Here is a 23,744-nt window from a genome sequence, read left to right as displayed (position 1 = left end):
TATAAAGGTGAAAGCGGCAGTGCATTGACGTTTAATATTACGATTGGTGATGAATCTGTCAGGTGGCTGCTTGAGACACTTGAGGAAAAAAAGATTGAAAAGGTGGCTTTTTTTCTTGATCCCGCGTGGGTGGACCGCCATCCTGATCTTGCAGAGATGATAGCGGAGGCGAATGTTGATGTTGGTATTTATGATCTGCATCCTTCCCGTTATGACAAGATGACTAAAAAAGAAATGGACGATCATATTTCTTCATTAACGTCTTATTTTCAAGAGCATGAACTGGACCCCCGTTATTATAGAACAAAGGGTGACCTCCCTTCTGTGGAGGTTGTGAAGAGATTGAGGGAGCAGGAATTGCTGGTGGTGGATTTCATGATAGATGATGACATGCTTATAAGAGGCGACCAAAAAGTTGATGGTGCTGTGATTGCGCTGGATGTAGTCAATAACCTGAAGGCGATGGAGGAGAGATGGGCAAAATGGGAGCAGGCGCTCTCTGCATCTTCTGACGTGAAATATGTCTCTATACTGGAATTGCTTGCTTCTTCAGATAGTAAAATTAAACTTCTGGAATAACAAACTAGTCCTTTTACCCGGTACCAAACTTTTTTAAACTAAAAAGTGATCCAAATGAAGTTCTTTTTCGTTAGCTGTGCAGAGAATTGTTTTAATGGCGTTGGTCTAGTACGCTTAACGTACAAACGTCATATTAAAGGAGTATGCTATGTCGCAGCAATTACCGGATATTGATTTGTATCAGAAAGTTGTGCACGAGCAGGATGCTCAGGCTTTGCGTCATCTGTATCAGAAATATGAAAAGCTTATTTATTCTTTTTCTTATAAAATGACGCAGGATCAGGAAGTTGCTGAAGAGGCAATTCAGGAAGTGTTTCTTAAGCTTTGGAAGAAGCATGCACCTTATGATGAGTCTAAGGGGAAATTTTCTTCATGGCTGTTAACCATGACCCGGAATACTTGTCTTGATGCACTGCGCAAACGAAACCGCCATGAGACGGTTGAGTATATTGAGAAAGACACGCTGCGGGTGACTGAGGAAACCCCTGCGGATATTTTAGAATGGAAAGAGAAAGGTTCAGCTATACAGGAATGTATCAGTGCGCTGAAAGATGAACAGCAGAATATTGTGCAGCTGTTTTATTTTCACGGGTATACTCAGCAGGCGATCTCTAAGGAAACCGATACGCCGCTTGGGACGATTAAGGGACGAATCCGTCTGGCACTGAAACACCTGAAGGCTTGTCTCAAAGGGAAAGGAGGAGATGAGGAATGACTCAGCAGTGTGATCGCGTGCTCGATTACTATAATGGCCATTTAAATGAGATTGAAAAAGCAGCTTTTGAAAAGCATCTATCTGAGTGTGATGATTGTCAGGAGATCCTTGCAGATCTTCACTCACTTGAAGACACGCTCCCTTATGCTGCCGAACCGGTTGAGCCGCCTGAAGGATTGGAAGATCGGGTTTTTGCCCGGATTGAGGCTGAAGATCATCCTCATTCTGCTAAAGCTGCCCCTCTCCGCCCTGCTAAAAAGAAGAGACAGTGGATGATGCCATCTGTTGCAGCGCTGCTTGCTGTATCACTGTTTGGAAATGCGTATTTATTTACCCAACTTTCAGATGATGCTGATATTGTGGAGCAGGCGACGATTGATCAGGTGCTTCAGTATGCTGAGCTTGCACCAAGTGCGGGAGATGCAAGCGGAACCGCGAGTATTATTGAACAGGGCAGTGAAAAGCGTCTTGTTGTACAGGCTTCTAACCTGACTGCCTTATCTCAGGAGGAAGTGTACCAGGTCTGGCTGCTGCAGGATGGCCAGCCGGAACGCGCAGGAACTTTTGTTATTGATAATGAAGGAAGAGGTTCTGTGATCTTTACGCTGAATGAAGAATATGCGGAACGGGACTGGGATACAGTAGCTGTCTCACTTGAACCGGATGCAAATAGTGAAACGCCTCAGGGTGAGATTGTTTTAGCTTCAGAAATTTAACTATTTACGCAAGAGGAGCACCAGGTTGGTTATTTAAACCATCTGGTGCTTTTTTATGAGCAAATGACTACAGGCGTTCTTCCCCGTTTGAGATTTTTTAAAAACCTCCCCCTTTCGAAAACCCTATTACATCAACATTCTTGAGAGAATGTGCAATTATTTTTAAAAAAGTTTTTAAAAAAGTGATCCAAAATTGATCTCTCTTCGTTAGCTGTTTGAAATCAAATTACAAAACACAAAGGAGAGATTTAACCATGAAACTGAAGAAGAGTATGTTAGTTGTACCAATGAGTATGATGTTACTAATGCCAACGGCCGCACTTGCAGACGATCACGGCAAAGTAGAATCCGGCATGGAAATGGGCACTGCCACACCAGCTGCTGAACTGCGTATTACACTGGATACCGCTTTAACTGAGCATGCGTTTCTTGCAATTGAAGCAATGCGTAAAGGCGTTGACGGTGCTGAAGATTTTGATCAGGCCGCTGCTGCACTGACAGCTAATTCAGATGACATTGCTGCTGCTGTATCATCTGTATACGGCGAGGAAAATGGCGCTGCATTTCTTGAGATCTGGAACTCTCATATTGGTTATTTCGTTGATTATGTGACGGCTACAGCAGAAGGAAATCAGGAAGGTATTGACCAGGCACTTGCTGAATTAGAAGAGTATAAAGTTGAGCAGGCTGCATTCTTTGCAACTGCTACTGAGGACCGCCTCCCTGCTGCTGCGCTTGAAGAAGGACTTCAAATGCACATTGATCAATTACTGATGGCATTTGACGCTTATGCAGAAGGAGATTTTGAGACGGCTTATACAAGTGAGCGTGAAGCCATTCATCATATGAGTATGTTTGCTGAACAGCTATCAGTGGCAATCGCTGACCAGTTCCCGGATCAGTTCGAAGGGACAAACCCTGATACACCGGCTATTGACTTACGCGCACAACTAAATTATGTATTTACTGAGCATGCAGGTCTTGCGGCTATGGCTATGCAGGATGGCGCTGACGGAGCGGAAAGCTTTGATCAGGCCGCTGGTGCTTTGACTGCTAACGCCGATGACCTGTCAGCAGCTGTCGCATCTGTCTATGGTGAAGATGCAGGTGCTCAGTTCTCTGAGATCTGGAACTCACATATTGGATATTTTGTCGATTATATTGTAGCAACTGGTGAAGGAGATACTGAAGGTCAGGAAGCTGCAAAAGCAGAGCTTGACGGTTATATCGTTGAACAGGCTGCCTTCTTAGATACAGCAACAGAAGGACGTACGCCAGCTGCAGATCTTGAAACAGGATTAACAGCACATGTTGATCAATTACTGACTGCATTTGACTCTTACGTTTCAGGTGACTATGATACTGCCTACAATTCAATTCGTGAGTCTTGGGCACATATGACAATGCCGGCTGCAGGACTGTCAGCAGCAATCACAGACCAGTTCCCTGAGCAGTTCGGCCATGAAATGCCTGAAGAAATGCCAAACACAGGTATGGGTGGAGCAGCGGATGAAAACGGCTTTCCGATCGGATATCTGATCGCCCTACTGTTTGTGATGCTTGGTGGTTCAGCAATTGCTGTGAGAAAATTTGCATCTGATAACAAATAATGTCGAATGAAGGAAGAGCGGCGCTAATACAGCCCGCTCTTTTTTTGATTTCTAAAAGTAATGAGTTTTCAGGGTTGGTAATTGGATCATCTTTCATATTATATCTATCATCTTTGGCGCTTTTCGGTACAGCTTTTGAATTATTCGCCCAGCGGCTGCTTCAGACTGTACAATTACGACAACCCTTCAAAGATTCACTCACCTCTGGAAGTAATTCCATCACCTTTTATTTTTTCAAGCCTCCCCCGCCCCTAACAAAAAAAGCACGCCCGCAGGCATGCTTTTACTTCGCTTTCGCTTCTTGTTCTCGGGCAGCTTTACGTGCCAGTCGTGCTTCACGGTCTTTTTTGGAACGCTCATTATATTTAGGTAAGGCAAGCATTTGATAAGCGTTGGTTGCGATCAGTGTGAACATGATCGTGATTAGCCAGTAGTTTTCATTACTTCTCAGTACCGGCAGCCATTCAAGTGTTGTGACAACGACCATAAAGAATAGCGTTGACGGGAAAATCATCTTGTTCTTCGCCTGCTTCGCCTTTAGAAGTGAAACAATCACCCCGACTACGAGTAAAAATGCTGCAAGTGAGAAGTACGGCACCAGCGAATCTCCCTCATCTGCAAACGCCTCGAATCGGAAATATACTAAGTCAAACAGCACAAATGCAACAAGCACCATCTGCACCCAGTTCCACAGTTTTAATGAACGGAAAATGCTGAGTCCGAACTGATGAATGGTCAGGTAGGCAAAGTACCCCATCTGACTTAACACGCTGAATGTCATTCCGACTCCAATCATCCAAACGATGACTGATAAAATCTCTATACTATCTTCACCCGCGAACTGAGTGGATAACTCACTCCAGCGGACTGTTATGCCTACGATCCCTGTGGTGACCCCGCCGACGAGCAGTGTCATCATAAAGAAACGGATCCAATTTCGTATGGTCACGTCTATATCCTCCACATCTGTAAATACACATTCTCATTCGATTGTACCAGTCGTCATGTGAAAAATCCATGACTGCTATGTGAACGTGTATATTTCAGCCTTTTACGCAAAAGCTATGAAAAATGCCTGTACGGGAGGTGTCGAGATGAAGAAGGAATTGATGGTGGGTTCTGCGCTGGTGCTGCTTTTAACCGGGTGCGCGGAAGAAAAGACTAGCTATGAGGAAACGAAGCAGATGGTGACAGACCTGCTAAAGACCGATGATGGAAAAAAAGCAGTGAAAGAACTGCTTTCTGATGAAGAAATCAAAAAAGAACTTGTCATTGACCAGCCGATTGTTAAAGAATCAATCCAGACCACCCTTTTATCAAAAGAAGGTCAGGACTTCTGGAAAAAAACGTTCGCAGACCCGGAGTTTGCAGAAACGCTTGCGAAAAGTATGAAAACCGAGCATGAACAGCTGTTAAAAGATTTAATGAAGGACCCTGAATACCAAAGTATGATTCTGACCATTATGCAGGACCCCGCCATGCATGAGCAGACGATGTCTGTCCTGAACAGCCAGGCTTATAAGGAAGAAACGAAAAAGCTGATGCTTGAAATGATGGAGAGTCCACTCGTCAAAAAAGAAATGCAGGATCTGCTGCTTGATGCAGCGAAGGAAATGGGTGAAGAAGGCGCGCAGCAGCAGTCTGGAGGCAGTGAAGACGGTGGTGGCGAAGGTGGAAGCGATGGTGGCGGCAGCGGCGGTAGTAGTGGCAGTAGTGAAAGTGAGAGCGGTGGCGGAATGGGGCAATGATTTGTCTATTGTAAAGCACCCCTGAATGTAAGAGGTGCTTTTTCTCCATGGATTTGGGAATCGTAAGTCTTTTCTATAACCAATTGTTTTACGTTCTATCCTTTCTTTCCCGATTGGATAGATTTCTTCTATCTGATCCTCCCATTTCTGAGCTTTCGGGATATCTTTTGTTGCGAGGAGCACCATATTCTCTCTTTCTCCCTTGAGCAACTCCCGGTAGAACGTCTGGACATTTACGCCAAGTCTGACCCATAGTCCGGCAGCTTTCATTTCTCTCACCCAGCGTTCTAATACAGGCAAATCCCTCGTCATGATCTGAAGCACTTCTACATGGATCAAATCCATTTTAATCGCCATCCTGATCGCATCATCAACCTCTTTTTGAGAGATGACACCTGCCGCTCTAAATGTTTCCATCGTATGATTGAAATACTCCTTATGTTGTTTTACTAATGTATCTAAGCGCTCTATTCTCTCTTTGCCTGCTTCAAGCGCTGGAGATTTGTTCTCTTTCATCAACATTAAAGGTTCTTTGAAAAACACATCTGAAACTCGTGCTCTTTCGGCGGTTGCTTCATGTATATTGATGACCAAACCATTATATTTGGCGAGAATCGGATGGGCCTCTCTTGCTTCGGATTCCGTTTCCTGCTCAGGCGATAGAATCGCAGTCCCGGTTACTGTGCCTTTAAGGTTTGTATAAATGACTTCGTAGTAGTGCCTGCCGTTAATGCTTACAGGGTTGCGGTTTACTTCTATTTTCTCAAGCAATCTTTTATATTGCTTTGCTTTTTTCTCTACTATTTTTGCTTCTGTATCTATCATTGTCATTTTACTCACCTCTCTTACCAAGGCTTCGGCCAGCGCAGGCGCTTACGGTAGTTCTTCTCCATTTTTTCATTGTGCTCCCAGCTCACCTTAAGTTTGTTAGCCATAACCTCTTCTTTCGTACTACCCACTAAAGGCGGCTTAGTTGAAAGATTTTTCTTAGTTACATGAATGTCTTTAATCATATATTCATAAAATCGCTGCGTTTCCCGGTCGAGTTGTTTCCATAGGCCGCTCAATTTCATTCGCTCAACCCAATCCTTGATAACAGGGATATCTCTTGTCATGATCTCCAGCATTTCAAAATGAACTAAGTCTAGGGCCGCTGCAGTCTCCATTACATATTTAAGGTCAGATGCCGTTACGACAAAAGTAGAACGCATCCTTGCTAATGTTTCCTGAAACACTCGTTTATGTTCAAGGTGAAGTTCATATAGGCGGGCTATTTTCTCTTTTCCTTCTTCGAGTTCCGTAGAAGATGATTCCTCCATCATCCTTAATGGCAGCGTAAAATATTTGTCAGGTACATTCGCCCGTTCAATCCCCCCATCATAAAAAGATAGAATGAGAGCGTTATAAACTGAGAGTGTGAAATGGATATCATGGACCTCAGATTCCACTTCTTCTTTAGGCGATATAATCGCACCGCCCTTTGTTTCACCCTGGCGATTCATATACACGATTTGATAATAGTTTTTACCATTAATCGCTACAGGGTTGCGATTAACTGCAACCTTTTCAAAAAGCTTCTTATATTTTTTTGCTTTTTTCTCTACAAGTAAAGTTTCTTCTTTTTGAATAGGCAGGATTGAATTCCCCCTATCGCTAATCATTCATTTGATTTCAACCTCAGTACCTTTTACCAGGGCTTCGGCCAGCGCAGTTTTTTGCGGTACCCTTTTTCCATCTCATCATTATGCTTCCAGCTTGCCTTCAGCTTATTGGCTATCATCTCTTCCTTTGTATCACCAACTAACCCAGTTTTCGTCGCCAGGTGCTTTTCCGTCTTATGCTTATCTTTGACCATGTACTCATAAAACTTCTGTGTTTCGCGATCAAGCTGTTTCCAGCCTCCGCTTTTCTTCATTTGCTCTATCCAGTTCTCAATCACAGGAACATCCCGGGTCATGATCAGAAGGATTTCAAAATAGACCAGATCAAGCTCTGCTGCTGTTTTCATCAATGCATGCAAATCGTCTTCTGACACAACAAAAGTAGAGCGGATTTTTGCTAAGGTTTCCTCATACACTCTTTTGTGTTCAAGATGCAGCTCATATAGACGCTCAATTTTCTGCTTTCCTTCTTCTAGTAAAGGAGAGGGTGATTCCTCCATCACTCTGAGCGGTCGGGCAAAAAATGAATCCGATACTTTTGCGCGTGGCGCCCCGCCGGTATAGAAAGATACAATCAGGGCATTATACATTGTCAGTGTATAATGAATTTCACGAACCTCAGCTTCCACCTCTTCTTTAGGTGATAAAATGGCACCACCTTTTACCTCTTCCCTACGATTGATATACACTACCTGATAGTAGTGCTTGCCATTAATTGCGACAGGATTACGATTTACCTCAATTTTTTCAAGGAACTTCTTATGCTTCTTTGCTTTTTTTTCGACAATCTCAATTTCAGTTTGCTGAACAGGTATCATACTTAACCTCCATTCACTCGGATAGATCATATCTTTTTATTGTACAGGAATACAGATTATTTGCCGAACCATCCTGCTACTGTTTTCACTCCGCTGTCAAATGTATTTTGAATACCACTGCCTGCTTTGCTCAGCAATTCTTTAGATGTTTTACCGGGGTTATCCCAAAGGTCCCCAACTGTTTTTGTGATACTCTTCCAATTTGAAGCAATATATTTTGTTGTTTTAGAAGCGATAAAAACACCTGCGCCTATTCCAAGTAATATTGGTGCAGCCGTCTGCCCACCCGGAATTGCAGCAGCCACAAACCCCGCGTTCATAAGTGTCTCCCCTACAGCCGAACCAACCTCAGCACCTGCAGCGATTTTGTCGCTTGATGTTGCAGTTGAAGACAGATCACCATATGCCTGCCACTTCTGAACCGTATCTGCCACACCATAGACAACACCAATTCCTCCGGAGACAGCATTCAGCTTTGTTACAGCCCCAAGGTTTGTTGCTGATTGCAGCACATTTGATCCTTGTTCGAAAACTTGTCCTGTTCTTGCCAGTGAAGCAGCCGCTTCAGTTAGCGTATCACCGGAACGGTAAGCCTTCATTGCCAGTTTGCCTTGATCAATTGCACCTTTGACTGCGAGGGCATCATCCGTAAAGTTGACAAGACCGTTATCCTTAAATCCAAGCTTCAATCCGCCCATTACCGCCGCCTTACGCAGATTCATTGTGTCACTAAAACGAAAATTATCTCCTTTTAGGTAAACAGAAGATACGAGATCAACATTTCCTTTTATAATGCCATTGAAAATGTATTTATTCGCTTCATAACCGAGTGTCGGCGGATCATTCTCATCCACTCCCTGGCTATCTGCAGTGGCACTTGTGATCGTCCCGGGGTTCACCGGAAGGTAAGGAAATAATGAATCCTGCAGATAAGGACCCTGGTTGCTGAATAATGGATCACCACCGGCTGATGGAGCGGGATTCAACAATGGGTTCTGACTAATCACTGGTCCATTCATTGTGCCACCTATGTATGGATTTGTACTGGAACCTGCAGGTGGCATTCCCGGGGTACCACTTATCAGATCACCTGAACCAGCCGGAGAAATTGCCCATGCTGGAATTTTCCATGGCGGACCTTGCCAGGCATCTCGATCAATTTGCAATGGTTCTGATGTATAGCCGCCCTCCAAATCAAAATAGAACTCCCATGATTCACTTGTCCAACTGGTTTCTTCAAAACTCGAACCCTTCCATTTATGACCTTCCCAGGTACTCCCTTCCCAAGTTTGACCGGACCAGGTGTTTCCACTCCATGTATTGCCGGACCACGTATTGCCATTCCATGGGGTCACAGCCAAGCTGTAGGAATAGAAAAACGATTGAGTAACAATAAATAAAATCATTAAGATAGCGGGTATCTTCCGGACTGTTCCTTTCATCCAATTTCTCCTTTCAGCATTTATTTCTCTTAAGTTAACATCTCATTTTCTTCCAATTCGTACAGGCCAAGCCCGTCTTTCCATTTCGCTGTACAAAAAGCAAGCGTCAGAAACATTAGCGGTAGAAAAACGGTATTAACAAAAACATGACTCAGCACGACTGCCAGATAAGAAGTCGTGATATTCAGAACAAATTGTTGTATGACAATGGATAAAATAAATTCACTTATGCCAAAAGAAAAAAGGATCAGAACGATTTTCCAATGATGCTTTTTGAAAATCCGAAAGGCGTCTTTAATCGATTTCCAGACTGATTTTTCATCAATGACAGCGATGATAGACGCACTAAGGAAAATACTCATCAGGATGATCCCCGGGATGACGAACAGAGCGAGTCCAATTGTGATCAGGAAAGCAGCAGCCAGACTGAATAGATAGAAGTGAAAAGCTCTGATGGCAGATTGTAAAAAGGCAAGCCGCGCAGGCTTCTCTTTTCCAATTTCCTCGTAGTACCAGAAATAGGTGAAAGGTACTTGCGCAAAGATCAATAGACTGATCATAAAAAAGCCATTCATAATATCCGCTATACCAAAAACGCTGTTAACCGGCGGCACTGCCAAATACATATAGTTAGCAAAATACAAGTAACCCATTAAGAGCGGAAGCTGCACAAACAAGATAATCAGCAGGATCCGTTCATATTTTTTACTGAAAAATGAAAATGCCGATCTGATTGGCTGATCCATTTAGCACCTCTCCTCACTGTAATGAATAGTTTCTGTTATCAAAGCCTTCGAGTTCTTTTACAAAAGCAAGCTCCGGACCTGCGGATTGTCTTTTAATATTTTCATTAATTCCAGAGAACCAGTCGTTATACTGCGTTACTTCCACATCATGCGCTGCACTTACCACGATCTGTCCATCATTAAAAAAGGTAATTTCTGCTTCATCAAGCGTCCCGCCATTTGCCAAGATTGCATTTTTAGCTGCTTCTCTCATATCAAGCGACCAGCTGAACTCTAACTCTTCTTCAATTTTTTCACGCAGCAGGTCATCTCCAAGCCCTTTTGACAGTTCTTCTGCCATAACCTGATCGAGCGCTTTATTTTGAATTTCATTCAGTGTGTAACCACGCATTTCGCCTGATGAAAGCTCTGAAGTCCGCTCTTCAACCTTCTCTTCAATACTTTTTGGATATGAATCTACTATGCCGACCACTTCAGATTCATATTCTTCAATGACTTCGTCCAGCCGCTCATACAGCACTGCAGTAGCTGCCAGACTTGCCTGCTGTGCTGCGCTGTTTGCCTGTTCTTTAGCGATTAGTGCATTGGAGAAGTTCAGCACAAGCATGATTAAAGCAATTAAAATGACCATCAGTCCTAAAACGAAGATTGTGATGTTACCTCTCTCTTCCTTCAGGTATCGCATCACTTGATCACCTTCCCTGAGGTGTCTGCCGTATAGGAGAAGGAGGGCTTCCCATTTGGAAAGAACTTACCAGGGAGAAAAACAAATGAGATTTCTACTGATACAGCTGCCTGAAACTGGTCTGTTCCTGTAATCGGTGCACCTGAGAACCGCACATGATCTCCGGCTGCATTCACAATTTCTTCTGCTGCGGCTGATGCTTCCGATGTTTCAGCTGTTACTGAGTACACTTTAGCCGCTTCATTTGCAGCTGATTCAGCCAGTATCACCGCATGCGCACCAGCAATGAATTGCCAGGCAATCATAATTGTTAAAAACACCAGCGGGACCATTCCGATAAATTCTATTGTCATTGACCCGCGCTCATCCAGCCGTTCCTTTAGCCATTTTCCCATCTGCTTTCCTCCTTTCCTCCAAAGCCGCTTTCCCACTTGCTCTTTGTAAAACCAAGTGGGAAAACGGGGGCTGCCCGTTTTATTCCGCTTCGTCAGGATAAAGTTCTTCAATCTTCTGTTCCATCTCAGCAAGACCTAAGTCTCGAAATTCATTCATCTCTTCTTCGTATTTCTCTTGTGCAGTGACGATTAAAGAACTCTTATCATAAGAACGCAATTTAAAATCGTTTTTTTGATCCCATGTGATCATGTCACGCTCTTCCATCTCATCAAGTGTTCTGCTTAAAGAAGCTTCCTGCATGACTCTATGATCAAAGAATGTTCCGGCAAAATTAAGGATTTCCCCGCGCGAATTTAAGCTCTCTTTGAGTACATCGTGTTCTGCTGTCCGTTTCCATTCTTTCCAGCGTGCTAAAATCTCTTCAGTTTGGTCAAACTCGGCTGCCAGCTCATCTGAATTATTCACGTTCGTAAAAATTCCCTCTGCTGACTCGGCCACTTCTTTCAGTTGCATTTGGGTTTCAGCATCTGCATTGAAGCCAATGACATTGATGATCGGTGATACATGACTGTTAGCAAATGCTTTTGCCGCCGCTACCGGATCCCCGTCACATGTTTCAATCCCATCACTGACCAGATACACCAAATTGGTATTTTGCTCACCATCCAAGTCAGCAAAGCTTTCCATGGACGATTCCAATGCTCCTGCAACAGGTGTCCAGCCAGCGGGTTCAAATTGATTCAGTGCATCCTGAAAAGCTGATTCGTTATAGGCTTCACGTTCATACACTTCTTCAATGGCTGCACAGGACATCGCTTTATCCGCTTCGTCTCCTGTTCCCTCATGACCATACACACGCAAAGAAACATTGGCCTCTTCAGGCGTTGTTGATAGGAATTCATTAATCTCTTTTTTCGCCTGATCCATTCTGGTCCCGTTTCCTGCTGCAGCTCCCATTGAACCACTGGCATCCAGAATAATTTCGATATTATAGTTTTCTTTAAACTGATATTTCGGATCAGCATCAGGTGACCCTGATAACTGAAATTGCATTTGATCAATTACACCCTTTGGATCCGGAAAATCAAATGCCAATAACGAATATAGATACTTATAATAAGCATCTAACTCTTCTTTGCTCGCCTCTTCAGGCAGGGAAGGGATCTCTTCCATTCTTTCAATCACCTTTTCAAGAACGTCAGCATCCTTATTATCTGAAATCACTCCACCTGTGATCCCCTCAGGCTGTTCTATGACTTCTTCAGGAGAGGAAGGCGGATCAGGGAGATTCATTGCTTCCACTGCCTCTACCAGATCATTTGATTCAGCGCTTTCAACAGCTTCACTTTCTTCTGCAGACACGTCTGACTCTTGTTTTTCCTGCTGCTCAGTTTCCTCTTCCGGTGGTGTGGCTTCCGGCTCCTGTTCCTGGCATGCTACCAATAGAAAAGCGAGGGAAAACGGCAATAGCATATGAAGTCTTTTCATTGATGTCCCTCCTCATCTACTTCGCCTTATTCCGCCTCATCTGGATAAAGCTCTTCAATTCTTTCTTCCATTTCAGCAAGCCCCATATCACGGATTTCTTCCATATCTTCCTCATATTTATTTTGAGTTTCTGTTATCAGATCGGCAATTTCATTTGTCCGCGACTGGAGTTCTTTCCTCTGATCTCTAGTGATCATCCCCTGGTCTTCCAATTCATTGAGCGTTCCTCTCAGTGAAACTTTCTGATAGGTTTTTTGATCAAAGAATGTTACTGAAAAATTGTCAATCGCCCAACCGGAATTAATATTTTCTTCCTTCACATCGTACTCAGCACTCCGCTTCCACTCTTCCCATCTGGCAAGAATCTCTTCTGTCTGATCAAATTCCTCAGCCAGTTCTTCAGCGTTATTTACATTTGTAAAAATACCATCAGCAGATTCTGCTACTTCTTTCAGCTGGGTCTGTGTTTCTGAATCAGCATTAAAACCGATTACATTAATGATAGGAGACACATTACTCTCAGCAAAGGATTCAGCTGCTGCAACAGGATCACCATCACAAGTTTCAATTCCATCACTGACCAGGTAGATCAAATTGGTGTTTTGTTCTCCGTCCTGATCTTTAAAGCTTTCAGCTGCAGATTCAAGGGCTCCTGCAACCGGGGTCCATCCTGCAGGCTCAAACTGATTCAGCGCTTCCCCAAAAGCTGTCTCATCATATGTTCCGCGCTCATAGACTTCTTCAATTGCTTCACATGACATCTTTTTATCTGACTCGTCGCCCGTACCTTCATGCCCATATACCCGAAGAGAAACACTTGCTTCTTCCGGAGCCTTTGCCAGAAATGAGTTGATTTCTTCTTTTGCCTGCTCCATTCTTGTGCTATTTCCTACCATGGCACCCATTGAACCACTCGCGTCTAATATCACTTCAATGTTGTAGTTCTCTTTAAATTGATACTTAGGATCAGCTTCAGGCGTGCCTGACAGCTGAAATTGCATTTGATCAATCACATCTTTAGGATCCGGGAAATCAAAGGCAACCAATGAGTACAAATATTGGTAATAAGCATCCATCTCCTGCTCTGTCGCCTCTTCTGGTAAAGCAGGAATTTCTTTCATTGCTTCGATCACTTTCTCGCGCACTTCCGGATTAGTCGAATCCGAGACCATGCCATTTGTCATTCCCGCAGGCTGCCTGATAACATCTTCATGCGAGGACGGCGGCTCATAAAGATTCATTGCTTCTACAACAGAGACCAGATCACTACCCTCTTCTTCATCAGATTGTTCTGCCTGGGTATTTTCTTCAGATACTGATGCTTCTCCAGCTTCTTGTTGTTCAGCTGCTTCCTCTTGTTCTGTTTCCTGTTCACCTTCTTGACAGGCTACTAACAGGAAGGAGAGGGATATAGGTAAAAATAGAATATGCTTTTTCATAGATGTCCCTCCAAACTTAAAAATCCCTTATTCAGCCTCATCAGAATACAGTTATTCAATTTTCTGCTCCTTATAGCCAAGAACCTGCTGACTGTCTTCCGGACAGCCAGTAATTGTTTCATTCAAACTTAGTAAAGGGAAAAGTAACATTTTATATGCAATTATTCTTCCTAAATAAAAGGAACAGTTGCACTTATCCGCCGATTTGATCAATCCATCCATCAAAAGCCTCTCTGATCGATGTACCAATACTGTCCCCTTCACCAAACGCAGTAGATACTAACCCAACAACCAGTACAACAACTGCCGCAATCCCCAGCCATTCAAGCGTCTGTGATCCTCTTTCATTTTGAACCGGTACCATAAGCTTTGAGATCATTTGAAGCGTTAATTCGTTTAGTTTTTTCATGTCTAATTCCTCCTGTTTTTTAAAATAGATTCATCATGCTGTTTTCGCCATAAAGTAAATTCAGGATCATAAGCCCGGCAATCATTAGAATGGAAACCGGCGCCACAATAAAAGTTGTAACCAGCGTTACTTTCGGTGAAGCCTTTGCTGCAAGTTCTTTGACCTGTTCTTCTCTTAACTGCCTCATATCCTCTGCCTGCAGCTTGAAGGTTGAGGCGACTGGCACACCGAGCTTCATTCCCTGAAGGAGTGATTTTATCAGCTGCTGGAATTCCTGGTTGCTGTTACGTTCAAGAAGATTGCGGTAAGCTTGCTCTCGCTGTACGCCTAAGTCGATCTCCTGAATAAAACGGGTGAATTCTTCTCTGAGCGGACCATCAAAAAAGCGGATCACCTCCCTTAAAGCCTGATCCAGACTGACGCCTGCCTGAAGACTTGTACTGACCGTATCCAGAAAATCCGGAAGGTCCATCCGCAGGGCCTGCTGGCGCTGTTTGACCTGCTGGCGGATCACAATGATCGGCAGGAAATATCCGAGCAGCGGTGTCAGCACGATTCCAAATTGTGATAGCGGCAGCCCAAGGAAGAAGAAAAACATTCCGTGGAAAAAGCCGACTGTCATGAGCATCATTTTCAGTCCCTGGAAGCGGGCAACTGTTAACTCATAGCGATTACCTGACTTCTTCAACCAGTCCGCTACATCTTGATTCACACTGAAAAAGTTAATGCGCTGGCCAAGGTCTGCAAATTCATCTGCGAATTTAGTTGTCTTATCGATAAGTCCCGCCCGTTGCTTACGCTTCTTCTCCTTTTTTTCAAAAGCATCGACCATTGTGACGTCGGAGATATGAAGCAGTAGTTCTCTTTTTTCTTTGATATAAACTGACCAGTTCCTGAGCCCGAGCAGGACAAGGAACCAGAAAAGCACAATACATAAAATGATTAAGGCATCCATCTTGATCACCTACACTTTGATATCCGTAATCTTCCGGATTAGGAAGAACGAAAGAATGATTCCTGCGCCGAACAATGCCAGAATAATAAGCCCTGGTGTGGTTGTCAGCGGGTCGGTAAACCCGGCCATTACATTGTTCATGACCAGCAGGATAAAGATTGGCATCGCCGGTACAATGATTGAGATGTAACGCTGCTCTGACGTCATTGTCCGGATTGTCTGATGCAGAATTTTTCTGTCTTCGAGTGTGGTCGCCATTGTCTCAAGTGTTGAAGCAAGGTTGCCTCCTGTCTTTTTTTGGATCAGGAGTGTGGCCGCAAAGAGCTGAAAGTCTCTTGAAGTATTTCGCTCCTGCACTTTTTTCAGTACCTGTTCAAGCGGTACCCCGAGCTTCAGTTCGTATGACATTCTTTTAAATTCTTCCATAGCTGGTGAGCTGACTTCATTTGCTACAAGGTCAATCCCCTGCGTGACCGTCATCCCGCTTTTAGAAGCATTGGCAAGCAGCCGGCAGACTTCGCTCAGCTGTTCATTAAAACGCTCCTCATAGCGGTTTTTCCGTAGATAGAAAAGCAGAAAGTGTGATGCTGCAAGCAGTCCCACTGTCAGCACCAGACTGATAAAGGCTGACATACTGAAGATCATGTTAAAGACCACATAGAGCAATAGGAAACCTACAATATGAGCCCCAATATACTCAGATGGCAGCAGTCCGACGTTTGCCAGCTGCAGCTTTTTGTGGAGCTTTTCAGAAGATGGTGACGCATCATATTTGTCCCCTAAGACACTGATCGCACTTTTCCTCTTCTCCTCCGGGTACCAGGTGCGCATTTTCTTCTTCCAGTCCTGCTTGTGGCGTCTGTAATCAAGCAGGAAGTAAACCATTAATAGAATTGCAAGCGCTGCTGAGCCGAACAAAACTGCAATGATCATGTCCATATCGGCTCGCCTCCTTTTTGGAAGAGACGTTCATCGAATTCAATGCCAAACAGTTCGAGCCGCTCTACGCATTTCGGAATCATACCGGTCGGTTCGAAATGACCAAGTACTTCTCCGTCTTTACCTGTTCCTGTGCGTTTGAAAATAAAGATATCCTGCAGCTTTACCTGGTTTTGATCATTTACGTATACTTCAGATATATTGACGATCTTACGTTTCCCGTCACCAAGCCGCTCTGCCTGCACAATCATATCGAGTGCACCGACAATGTATTCGCGGATAATATGTGTCGGCAGGTCCATTCCTGCCATGACGACCATCCCTTCTACACGGTTGATGGCGTCACTTGGTGTATTGGCGTGAACAGTCGTCAGTGAGCCTTCATGACCGGTGTTCATCGCCTGCAGCATATCAAAGGCTTCAGGACCCCGCACCTCACCGACAATGATCCGGTCCGGTCTCATACGCAGTGCGTTTTTAACAAGCTGTCTGATCGAGACTTCACCTGATCCCTCCACATTTGGCGGGCGGGCTTCAAGACCAACAACGCTTGCACGGTTCAGCCGTAATTCAGCGGAGTCTTCAATCGTGATGACCCGCTCACCCGGCGGAACTGCCTTCGCAGCTGCGTTGAGGAGCGTCGTCTTCCCGCTGCCGGTTCCGCCTGAGATGAGTACATTCATTTTGGCTTCTACAACTGCCTGGATGAATGCAGCCATCGGTTCATCAAGTGAGCCGAATTCAAGCAGATCGTCCATTTCAATCGGTTCCTGTCTGAACTTCCGGATTGAGATCAGCGTGCCGTTCAGACTGACTGGCGGAATAACTGCATTTACACGGCTGCCATCAGGAAGACGGGCATCAACCATGGGCGAGCTTTCATCAATCCGCCGTCCAAGCGGTGCAATCACGCGGTCAACGATATGGCGGACATGGTCATCATCCTTAAAGGTAACGTTGGATTCCTGCAGCTGTCCGTTGCGCTCAATGAAAACTTCCTTTGGACCGTTGACGAGAATCTCGGTGATGGTTGGGTCCTTCAACAGCTGCTCAAGCGGTCCGAATCCGACACTTTCATCGATGAGGCGTGACATCAGCACTTCACGATCGCCACGTGGAATGACTACCTTTTCCTCAAGCATAAATTGATTCACAAGCCGGTCAATCGAGGCTCTCCGCTCATGCTCATTGGCTGCTGTCAGCTGCTCAAGGTTCGTCTCAGCCAGCAGGCGCGTCTTATAGTGCTCAAGCAATTCTTCCAGATAAGGCGTCATCACCGACTGGACGCTTTGTTTTTGCGGTTCAGCCTGAGAGCGCTTTGTACGTTGAAACAGTGACATTACATTCCCCTCCTTACTTCAGCATTGATCTGACCCACTTGCGCATATCTTTCGCTGCCGGAATCATTTTCTTTTCCTTTGGTTCTTTACGGATCGGCTGTCCTTTATTAATACCGGTCTGGACACCTTTCAAATCCCTTCTGATCTGAGCTGCCTGCGGATACGTGACAAAGCGTTCAAGATCCTTTTTAGAAAGCTCGTTTTCTTTGCCGACTTCATTCAGCACAAGCTCCAGACGATCTTCCGTCGGGATCCCAAGCTTCTGAAAAAGACTTTCTACATGTTTTAAGACGCGTATAGAAGGGGTATCAAGTGCAATGGTGTAGAAAACTTTATCCGCTTCAATCAGTGCGCCATATGTCCGCTCATCAATTGATGACGGAAGGTCAACGATAATAAAGTCATACGTTCTGCGGCAGGCTCTGAGCACTTTGGTCACAAAATCCTCTGTCAGACGCTCTGCAAGCTCTGCATCCCTTGGACTGATTAATAGATCCAGCTTGGAAAACGGCTCTTTTTCAGATACATTTTTCAAATGATGTTCGCTCAGCTCTTCTACAACCGGTTCAAGATCCATAATGGTCCGGTTCGGCTCAATGCCAAGGAATGTTTCGCCGCCTCCATACTGAAGGTTCAGATCAATATAAATGACCTGGGCAGTCGATTCGAACTTCAGTGTCTGAGCGAAAGCAGTACTTAAAAACGTTTTGCCGCTGCCGCCTTTTCCGCTGTAAAAGCTGAAGACCTTTCCATTCCCTCTCTTGAAAAGCTGTTCTTTCGGCTGTTCAGCTGAAGCTCTTGAGACAATCGTCTCCACACGGTCACCAAGTCCTTCAAGATCTTCAGGCATCACAAGATAATCGGTTACACCTCTTCTGACGAGATCTCTGAAAAGCTGAAAGTCATGAGATTCATGGATAAAGATGACTGGCGCATGCAGCTGTTCGGATTGGATCAGCGCAACGCGTTCAATATCGCCTTCATCATGGAGCAGTAAAATGACTTTCGGCTGTTTATTTTTAAGCTCTGATCTGAGATGAGATGGATCGAGCACTTCTGTTTTTAATGTTTCCGGCAGCCTTGTTCGAATCGTAGACATCAGCGTGCTTGCTCTTCCAATAACTAAAACATCTAACTCTTCCATGACTCAGCCTCCTTTATTAGACACTTGTTTTTAACCCTTCAGACCTACTCACCTGAAGCTTCTTTCTTCTGGTCAGCGGGCTTTTCTTCTGTTTTCTCAGGCTGGGCTTGTTCCGTCTCAGCTTTTTTCTCTTCTGCCGGTTCAGCAGCAGCTACTTCCTGATTTGCAACCCCGACATTTGCTTTAATGACACGCACACTGTCCGCGTAATTCTGCATATGAATCAGCTGTGGCGTATCTTCGAGTGAAATTTCCACCTGAACGCCGGAGAACTGACCTTCGTTATTCGCGACGCGGGCTACTTTCACATCTTTCATAAATATCTCTGTTTTGTTACCTTCATCTGTTCTGTTCGATACAACAATATCCACACGATCCAGCGGCTCAAGCGGTTCATCAAATGACACACGCTCTGAAGACATCATAGTTACCAGCCGATTGTTCTCTTCTGTGACCGCCGATGCTTCCTTGAGCATATTTTTGGAAATCACATCTCCTTCAGATAAAGGAACAACTGATACCTTATTCATCAGTTCTTCAGGATCACGAATATGCTCGGCGGTGACAAACTTCTGCGGAATGCTTTCAACTGCAACGGCTTCAGGTGTGATCACATCACGCGCATCAATATCTGACCCGGCAACATATACGGTAACCATTGTCCCAAGGTCATTGTTTAACTCTTTGACCTTTTGCAGCGTAAAGTATCCCGCTGCCGCTGCAAATAATGCAGCAATGATAAAAAATATAAGCGCCCTTCTTTTAGATTCGATCATGACTTTCCGCCTCTCTTTCACCGACCTTTAAAATATAGTCGTATAGAATCACATTAGTATTTTCTAATATGACATTCGTGTCGTTCATCATATTTTTACAAAGTGAGCTGAAATAGCTATCACTGTTTTTAATAGATTTTCTGATTACTGTCAAACCGTGGAGGGAATTGAATATTTCAGGAAAAGAAGATAGTCCGGGTCGTCTGAAAGAGGTCAGGGTCAAATGAATCACTTTAGCCATTTCACATCTAGTAACTTGGAAATGATTCGACAAGATCCTTCATTTTTATGTTACATTCATTACAAAATGCACGACCATAGTACCTTTTTCCATGGAATGAGCTGGAAAAAACCTTGATTTTGAGAGGTTTGAAGGTGTTATTTATGAGATTGAAAGGGTTTTGGGTGATTTAAAGTGGGTATGTGGATGAGGAAAAATGCCAATATCGGGTGTGACAAAAATCAAGATTTCACTCAAAAGCTGTTTTTAATAAGACTATCCAATAAAAAACAACCCTGTTCATAAGGGTTGCGTAAGTCGCGACAGAAGCGCCGTATCATCGTCATTCTCTAAAAATTCATAAGCCTGCTTCTGATCTTCCTTTCGCTTCAAAATAATCAATACTCAATCTGCTTAAGATATTGCCTTATATTCTCCGCTGTTTTGGGTGAATCCAGGTCATCCAGCATCTGGATAGACCGTTCAACCTTCGAGTGACCTTCTTCTTTTTTACCAATTCTGATTTCATAGAGGCCCTTCATTTGCAGCAAATGAAGCTTTTCAGATAAGCGCTGTTCCGGGATAGCGGCTTCTTCAAGATAGGAAATAAATTCTTTTAATTCCCGCGTGTAAGAACATTCTCTGCCAAATTGATTCACTGGTCCAATTAAGTAAATGACAGTATTGATCAGGACAGACATAATCAATTGGTTCACTTTCTCAAACTCTTTAAATCGACCGCTTTTTATGTAGGCTGTTTTAGATAAAGTCATAACCATTTCCGGTTCTAACAACAGTAACGTGCTATTGTAGAGCGACAGTTCATAATACCCCCATACTTCAACACCGAATAGATAATCTGAGAGTGTCTTTACGTTCTTCTTATGCTTGTCTTCAGAGATCGGCTTTTCATCTACGATACTTTCATATACTTCAAGTAATAAAGCATTATGATGAAATGTGTCTATTCCAAACTCCTCCCATTTATCTAATTGAGCTTTTTTTAACTCCTTCAGCCCTTTACTATCTCTTTCTAAATACAATGAGTAGGCAGTATGAAAAAAATGCTGCAGGTGATCAGGAGCATGATCGTTATGTATAAATAAAAATTCATCAAAGCTGACCATTAACTTTTCTAATAAGCTGGTCATTATCCCAAGACTGATATCAGAATCTCCACGTTCAAATTTTGATAAAAATGAAACGGAGCAGACCCCATCTGCAAGAGTGTTCAATGTCACTCCTTTTTGCTTCCGGATGCTTCTCATCGTACGACCATAAGTCATACTAATTACCTCCCCCTATTAAAAATTCCACTATATGAAAAAAATAATGAGCTGATTCCCTTTCACTATACAATAAATTCAAGAGTTAAAATACGTTTCAATAATGGAGGAGAAAACAATGAGTTTATTCATTACAAATGGACATGTCATCGATGTAGAAATAGGAAATACCTACTTGGCCACGATCGAAATCGAAGGCCATAAAATAAAGAGGATCATACAAGGAAATGAATCGTTACCACATGGTGCAGAAACGATGGATGCAAAAGGACAATATATCATTCCGGGATTGATTGATATGCATTGTCATATTCACGAGAGATACGCGCATCATTTTACAGCGTCCGGTGTCACGACGATCAGGAATACTGCGGGTAACGTATTGCTACTGGACAAATTAATTGAAAGCCCGGATGATGCCCCTACTCCAAGAATTTATGCTGCAGACAGAATGATAGATGGTTCACCGGGACTATGGGGAGATACAAGTTACGGGAATTTCGTGACTGATGATCCGCAGGAAGCAAGAGCAGAGGTGCAGCGGCAGGCAAAAGCGGGCGCAAAGTTCATCAAGCTTTATGGATGGATTCATCAGGAGGTAATGGATGCTGCAATTGATGAGGCTAAAAAATTGAACCTGGAAACAGCGATTGACCTGATCAATTCAAAAAATCTTACAGTAGTGGACGCAATCAATTCTGGCGTCAATTGGATCGAGCATGCTTCCGGGGCTGCCCAAGAGCTATATAAGGGCTGGAATCCCTTAGTTGATCAGGAGCCATGGCAGCATATTGACTGGAAAACACATGATCAGGATCAAGTGAATGACATTTGCAGGCTGATGTTAGAGAAGAATGTAAAACTATGCCCTACAATGGTTTTGTTTGATCAGGCGATCAATTTTCCGGATATCTGGTCGCCACAAAATGAAGTGATTGAATCTATTGAAACGCTGGAATCATTTATGCAGCAATGGAGCGGGAACGCGGAGCATATCACAATCATCAGGGAAAGAACGGCAGTCGTTGGTCATTTGACTAAAATAATCGCTAAAACGTATTACGATATGGGTGGTACAGTCGTAGCCGGTACTGATACGCCCGCGCTGTTATATACATACCCGGGAATGGCTTTACATCGAGAGCTTGAGATTTTCACAGAAATTGGCTTTACCGAATTAGAGGCATTGCAGGCAGCCACGTTTCATGCGGCAAGATCGATTGGCATGGAACATATCGGATCGATCAGAGAAGGCAATATGGCAGACCTGGTGATTCTGAAAGGGAATCCGCTGGAAAACATTCAGGCGACTCGTGACATTCAGGTGATTATCAAAGGAGGGAAAGTCTATAGCCAAAAGGAATTAATTGCGAGTGCTCCTGGCGAGCGTGAGGTTAATGCTAATCTTCAAGCCTTTGTAGAGAAGTGGGGTGAAAGTGGCTGTTGAATTCCGCTCCTGGTGTAAATCAACAGCCAACTTCGACATTGCCAATAAATAATAAAAACGACCTCATCAAATGAGGCCGCTCTCTATCGCTTATTCTGTTGTTTTATCAATCACTTCTTCAGCAATCTGATCATAAATCTTACCGAGCTTATGATCTTCTGCGTATACTGACGGTGCGAAGTCGTCTTCATCCCAATCAGGCTGCTGAAGCGGTAATTTGCCCAAGAGCTCTGTACGGAGCTCTTCTGCAAGTTTTTCTCCACCGCCTGTACCGAATACATACTCACGTTCACCTGTCTTCTTACTCTCATAATAAGACATGTTCTCTACTACACCAAGGATCGAGTGCTCCGTCTGAAGCGCCATTGCACCTGCACGCGCAGCAACGAATGCAGCTGTCGGGTGAGGCGTTGTGACGATAATTTCCTTACTTGATGGCAGCATCGCGTGAACGTCAAGCGCTACGTCGCCGGTGCCTGGCGGAAGGTCAAGCAGCAGGTAATCAAGCTCTCCCCACTCCACTTCAGTAAAGAAGCTGTTGAGCATCTTACCAAGCATAGGCCCTCTCCAGATCACAGGCGCGTTATCTTCAACGAAAAATGCCATTGAGATCACTTTTACACCTTTACGGTCAACCGGGATAATACGCTCACCACGAACAACGGGACGCTTGTTGATCCCCATCATATCCGGCACACTGAAGCCGTAAATGTCAGCATCAATCAATCCAACCTTTTTACCCTGACGCGCAAGTGCCACTGCAAGGTTCACAGATACTGTTGATTTACCTACGCCGCCTTTACCACTGGCTACTGCGATAAACTGCACCTTGTTGCCCGGTGCGAGCAGGTTATCTTCAACTGCATCACCAGTCTGGCCGCGGAATTTTTCAAGCTTTTCAGGCTCAAGCTCTGTAAAGCGGATCCCTACTGTCTCAGCGCCCGCCCCCTTCAGTGCTTCTACAACTGCCATCTGAAGCTGCATCTGTTCAGCTGTACCCGTTTTTGCAAGGGCAATCTTTACACTGACATGATTTTTTTCTTCCTTAATACTTACTTCCACAATACCTTCTGTTTCTGCAAGCGTTGTATGTAAAACCGGATCATTCATCGAACCGAGCAATTCTCTGACCTGCTGTTCAGTTACCAAAACAAGACACTCCTTTTGAATTCGTTTTCATCTATG

The 23,744-nt window shown here is 44.1% G+C and carries 23 protein-coding genes (1 of these 23 running past the window's edge); 6 read left to right on the top strand and 17 right to left on the bottom strand.

Annotation, left to right across the window (positions count from 1 at the left end; genetic code table 11):
- The 4 genes from KP77_RS00960 to KP77_RS00945 form a co-directional block, all read left to right on the top strand.
- A protein-coding gene (locus tag KP77_RS00960) for a polysaccharide deacetylase family protein (RefSeq protein WP_041120878.1) crosses the window boundary here: on the top strand, window positions 1-579 show its 3' portion. 138 nt of this gene lie to the left of the window's left edge; only the last 579 of its 717 coding nucleotides appear in the window; its start codon lies beyond the left edge, outside the window; the stop codon is at window positions 577-579.
- 148 nt (window positions 580-727) lie between these two features.
- Window positions 728-1,294, top strand: a complete 567-nt coding sequence (locus KP77_RS00955; RefSeq protein ID WP_041120877.1) for an RNA polymerase sigma factor — start codon at window positions 728-730, stop codon at window positions 1,292-1,294.
- Window positions 1,291-2,010: an anti-sigma factor gene (locus KP77_RS00950; protein ID WP_041120876.1), complete on the top strand. Its 720-nt coding sequence runs from the start codon at window positions 1,291-1,293 to the stop codon at window positions 2,008-2,010. The genes KP77_RS00955 and KP77_RS00950 overlap by 4 nt, the downstream gene beginning before the upstream one ends.
- A gap of 254 nt (window positions 2,011-2,264) precedes the next feature.
- Window positions 2,265-3,620, top strand: coding sequence for a hypothetical protein (locus KP77_RS00945; RefSeq protein ID WP_041120875.1), 1,356 nt, complete (start codon window positions 2,265-2,267; stop codon window positions 3,618-3,620).
- A 283-nt stretch (window positions 3,621-3,903) separates the two neighbouring features.
- On the opposite strand, the gene KP77_RS00940 is transcribed toward KP77_RS00945, so the two are convergent.
- The gene (locus KP77_RS00940) at window positions 3,904-4,569 is read right to left on the bottom strand and encodes a KinB-signaling pathway activation protein (RefSeq protein WP_041120874.1); all 666 of its coding nucleotides are present in this window, start codon (window positions 4,567-4,569) and stop codon (window positions 3,904-3,906) included.
- A gap of 145 nt (window positions 4,570-4,714) precedes the next feature.
- Here KP77_RS00940 and gerD point away from each other — a divergent pair, with 145 nt between their 5' ends.
- Entirely contained in the window at window positions 4,715-5,368 is a 654-nt protein-coding gene (gene gerD, locus KP77_RS00935) for a spore germination lipoprotein GerD (RefSeq protein WP_041120873.1), read from the top strand.
- An 845-nt stretch (window positions 5,369-6,213) separates the two neighbouring features.
- On the opposite strand, the gene KP77_RS00930 is transcribed toward gerD, so the two are convergent.
- The 15 genes from KP77_RS00930 to KP77_RS00860 form a co-directional block, all read right to left on the bottom strand.
- Window positions 6,214-7,029 carry a hypothetical protein gene (locus KP77_RS00930; RefSeq protein WP_041120872.1) on the bottom strand — a complete coding sequence of 272 codons (816 nt, stop codon included), beginning with the start codon at window positions 7,027-7,029 and terminating at the stop codon, window positions 6,214-6,216.
- A gap of 26 nt (window positions 7,030-7,055) precedes the next feature.
- On the bottom strand, window positions 7,056-7,847 hold the full coding sequence (locus KP77_RS00925; RefSeq protein WP_041120871.1) for a hypothetical protein: 792 nt from the start codon (window positions 7,845-7,847) through the stop codon (window positions 7,056-7,058).
- A gap of 56 nt (window positions 7,848-7,903) precedes the next feature.
- The gene (locus KP77_RS00920; RefSeq protein ID WP_041120870.1) at window positions 7,904-9,289 is read right to left on the bottom strand and encodes a hypothetical protein; all 1,386 of its coding nucleotides are present in this window, start codon (window positions 9,287-9,289) and stop codon (window positions 7,904-7,906) included.
- 29 nt (window positions 9,290-9,318) lie between these two features.
- Window positions 9,319-10,035, bottom strand: a complete 717-nt coding sequence (locus KP77_RS00915) for a hypothetical protein (RefSeq protein WP_041120869.1) — start codon at window positions 10,033-10,035, stop codon at window positions 9,319-9,321.
- Window positions 10,036-10,048: 13 nt separating this feature from the next.
- On the bottom strand, window positions 10,049-10,720 hold the full coding sequence (locus KP77_RS00910) for a pilus assembly protein TadG-related protein (RefSeq protein ID WP_041120868.1): 672 nt from the start codon (window positions 10,718-10,720) through the stop codon (window positions 10,049-10,051).
- Window positions 10,720-11,115: a TadE family protein gene (locus KP77_RS00905; RefSeq protein WP_041120867.1), complete on the bottom strand. Its 396-nt coding sequence runs from the start codon at window positions 11,113-11,115 to the stop codon at window positions 10,720-10,722. The genes KP77_RS00910 and KP77_RS00905 overlap by 1 nt, the downstream gene beginning before the upstream one ends.
- Before the next feature lie 79 nt (window positions 11,116-11,194).
- Window positions 11,195-12,604 carry a VWA domain-containing protein gene (locus tag KP77_RS00900; RefSeq protein WP_052473892.1) on the bottom strand — a complete coding sequence of 470 codons (1,410 nt, stop codon included), beginning with the start codon at window positions 12,602-12,604 and terminating at the stop codon, window positions 11,195-11,197.
- 26 nt (window positions 12,605-12,630) lie between these two features.
- Window positions 12,631-14,043 (bottom strand): vWA domain-containing protein, encoded by a 1,413-nt coding sequence (locus tag KP77_RS17415; protein WP_052473891.1) that lies wholly within the window; start codon window positions 14,041-14,043, stop codon window positions 12,631-12,633.
- A gap of 193 nt (window positions 14,044-14,236) precedes the next feature.
- Window positions 14,237-14,452, bottom strand: a complete 216-nt coding sequence (locus KP77_RS00890; protein WP_041120866.1) for a hypothetical protein — start codon at window positions 14,450-14,452, stop codon at window positions 14,237-14,239.
- Between the two features lie 19 nt (window positions 14,453-14,471).
- The gene (locus KP77_RS00885; protein ID WP_041120865.1) at window positions 14,472-15,407 is read right to left on the bottom strand and encodes a type II secretion system F family protein; all 936 of its coding nucleotides are present in this window, start codon (window positions 15,405-15,407) and stop codon (window positions 14,472-14,474) included.
- 9 nt (window positions 15,408-15,416) lie between these two features.
- The gene (locus KP77_RS00880) at window positions 15,417-16,346 is read right to left on the bottom strand and encodes a type II secretion system F family protein (RefSeq protein ID WP_235420640.1); all 930 of its coding nucleotides are present in this window, start codon (window positions 16,344-16,346) and stop codon (window positions 15,417-15,419) included.
- Window positions 16,337-17,686 (bottom strand): CpaF family protein, encoded by a 1,350-nt coding sequence (locus KP77_RS00875; RefSeq protein ID WP_041120864.1) that lies wholly within the window; start codon window positions 17,684-17,686, stop codon window positions 16,337-16,339. The genes KP77_RS00880 and KP77_RS00875 overlap by 10 nt, the downstream gene beginning before the upstream one ends.
- Before the next feature lie 13 nt (window positions 17,687-17,699).
- Entirely contained in the window at window positions 17,700-18,830 is a 1,131-nt protein-coding gene (locus tag KP77_RS00870; protein ID WP_041120863.1) for an AAA family ATPase, read from the bottom strand.
- Window positions 18,831-18,874: 44 nt separating this feature from the next.
- Window positions 18,875-19,606 carry an SAF domain-containing protein gene (locus KP77_RS00865; protein WP_041120862.1) on the bottom strand — a complete coding sequence of 244 codons (732 nt, stop codon included), beginning with the start codon at window positions 19,604-19,606 and terminating at the stop codon, window positions 18,875-18,877.
- 618 nt (window positions 19,607-20,224) lie between these two features.
- Entirely contained in the window at window positions 20,225-21,112 is an 888-nt protein-coding gene (locus KP77_RS00860) for a helix-turn-helix domain-containing protein (RefSeq protein WP_041120861.1), read from the bottom strand.
- A gap of 118 nt (window positions 21,113-21,230) precedes the next feature.
- Between KP77_RS00860 and KP77_RS00855 the strand changes: the two genes are divergently transcribed.
- Window positions 21,231-22,559 (top strand): amidohydrolase family protein, encoded by a 1,329-nt coding sequence (locus KP77_RS00855; RefSeq protein ID WP_041120860.1) that lies wholly within the window; start codon window positions 21,231-21,233, stop codon window positions 22,557-22,559.
- 90 nt (window positions 22,560-22,649) lie between these two features.
- On the opposite strand, the gene KP77_RS00850 is transcribed toward KP77_RS00855, so the two are convergent.
- On the bottom strand, window positions 22,650-23,708 hold the full coding sequence (locus tag KP77_RS00850; protein WP_041120859.1) for an Mrp/NBP35 family ATP-binding protein: 1,059 nt from the start codon (window positions 23,706-23,708) through the stop codon (window positions 22,650-22,652).
- Window positions 23,709-23,744: the final 36 nt, after the last annotated feature.

Origin of the sequence: Jeotgalibacillus alimentarius, assembly GCF_000829445.1 — a bacterium.
Taxonomy (GTDB): domain Bacteria; phylum Bacillota; class Bacilli; order Bacillales; family Jeotgalibacillaceae; genus Jeotgalibacillus; species Jeotgalibacillus alimentarius.
The sequence above is the reverse complement of the archived record's forward strand: the minus strand, read 5'-3'. Positions and strand labels throughout refer to the sequence as shown.

What these genes read in the sequence shown, in the direction of transcription:
- KP77_RS00955 (WP_041120877.1), top strand. Translation starts at nt 728, where the DNA reads ATGTCGCAGCAATTACCGGATATTGATTTGTATCAGAAAGTTGTGCAC.
- KP77_RS00950 (WP_041120876.1), top strand. Translation starts at nt 1,291, where the DNA reads ATGACTCAGCAGTGTGATCGCGTGCTCGATTACTATAATGGCCATTTA.
- KP77_RS00945 (WP_041120875.1), top strand. Translation starts at nt 2,265, where the DNA reads ATGAAACTGAAGAAGAGTATGTTAGTTGTACCAATGAGTATGATGTTA.
- gerD (WP_041120873.1), top strand. Translation starts at nt 4,715, where the DNA reads ATGAAGAAGGAATTGATGGTGGGTTCTGCGCTGGTGCTGCTTTTAACC.
- KP77_RS00930 (WP_041120872.1), bottom strand. Translation starts at nt 7,029, where the DNA reads ATGATTAGCGATAGGGGGAATTCAATCCTGCCTATTCAAAAAGAAGAA.
- KP77_RS00925 (WP_041120871.1), bottom strand. Translation starts at nt 7,847, where the DNA reads ATGATACCTGTTCAGCAAACTGAAATTGAGATTGTCGAAAAAAAAGCA.
- KP77_RS00920 (WP_041120870.1), bottom strand. Translation starts at nt 9,289, where the DNA reads ATGAAAGGAACAGTCCGGAAGATACCCGCTATCTTAATGATTTTATTT.
- KP77_RS00915 (WP_041120869.1), bottom strand. Translation starts at nt 10,035, where the DNA reads ATGGATCAGCCAATCAGATCGGCATTTTCATTTTTCAGTAAAAAATAT.
- KP77_RS00910 (WP_041120868.1), bottom strand. Translation starts at nt 10,720, where the DNA reads ATGCGATACCTGAAGGAAGAGAGAGGTAACATCACAATCTTCGTTTTA.
- KP77_RS00905 (WP_041120867.1), bottom strand. Translation starts at nt 11,115, where the DNA reads ATGGGAAAATGGCTAAAGGAACGGCTGGATGAGCGCGGGTCAATGACA.
- KP77_RS00900 (WP_052473892.1), bottom strand. Translation starts at nt 12,604, where the DNA reads ATGAAAAGACTTCATATGCTATTGCCGTTTTCCCTCGCTTTTCTATTG.
- KP77_RS17415 (WP_052473891.1), bottom strand. Translation starts at nt 14,043, where the DNA reads ATGAAAAAGCATATTCTATTTTTACCTATATCCCTCTCCTTCCTGTTA.
- KP77_RS00890 (WP_041120866.1), bottom strand. Translation starts at nt 14,452, where the DNA reads ATGAAAAAACTAAACGAATTAACGCTTCAAATGATCTCAAAGCTTATG.
- KP77_RS00885 (WP_041120865.1), bottom strand. Translation starts at nt 15,407, where the DNA reads ATGGATGCCTTAATCATTTTATGTATTGTGCTTTTCTGGTTCCTTGTC.
- KP77_RS00880 (WP_235420640.1), bottom strand. Translation starts at nt 16,346, where the DNA reads ATGGACATGATCATTGCAGTTTTGTTCGGCTCAGCAGCGCTTGCAATT.
- KP77_RS00875 (WP_041120864.1), bottom strand. Translation starts at nt 17,686, where the DNA reads ATGTCACTGTTTCAACGTACAAAGCGCTCTCAGGCTGAACCGCAAAAA.
- KP77_RS00870 (WP_041120863.1), bottom strand. Translation starts at nt 18,830, where the DNA reads ATGGAAGAGTTAGATGTTTTAGTTATTGGAAGAGCAAGCACGCTGATG.
- KP77_RS00865 (WP_041120862.1), bottom strand. Translation starts at nt 19,606, where the DNA reads ATGATCGAATCTAAAAGAAGGGCGCTTATATTTTTTATCATTGCTGCA.
- KP77_RS00860 (WP_041120861.1), bottom strand. Translation starts at nt 21,112, where the DNA reads ATGACTTATGGTCGTACGATGAGAAGCATCCGGAAGCAAAAAGGAGTG.
- KP77_RS00855 (WP_041120860.1), top strand. Translation starts at nt 21,231, where the DNA reads ATGAGTTTATTCATTACAAATGGACATGTCATCGATGTAGAAATAGGA.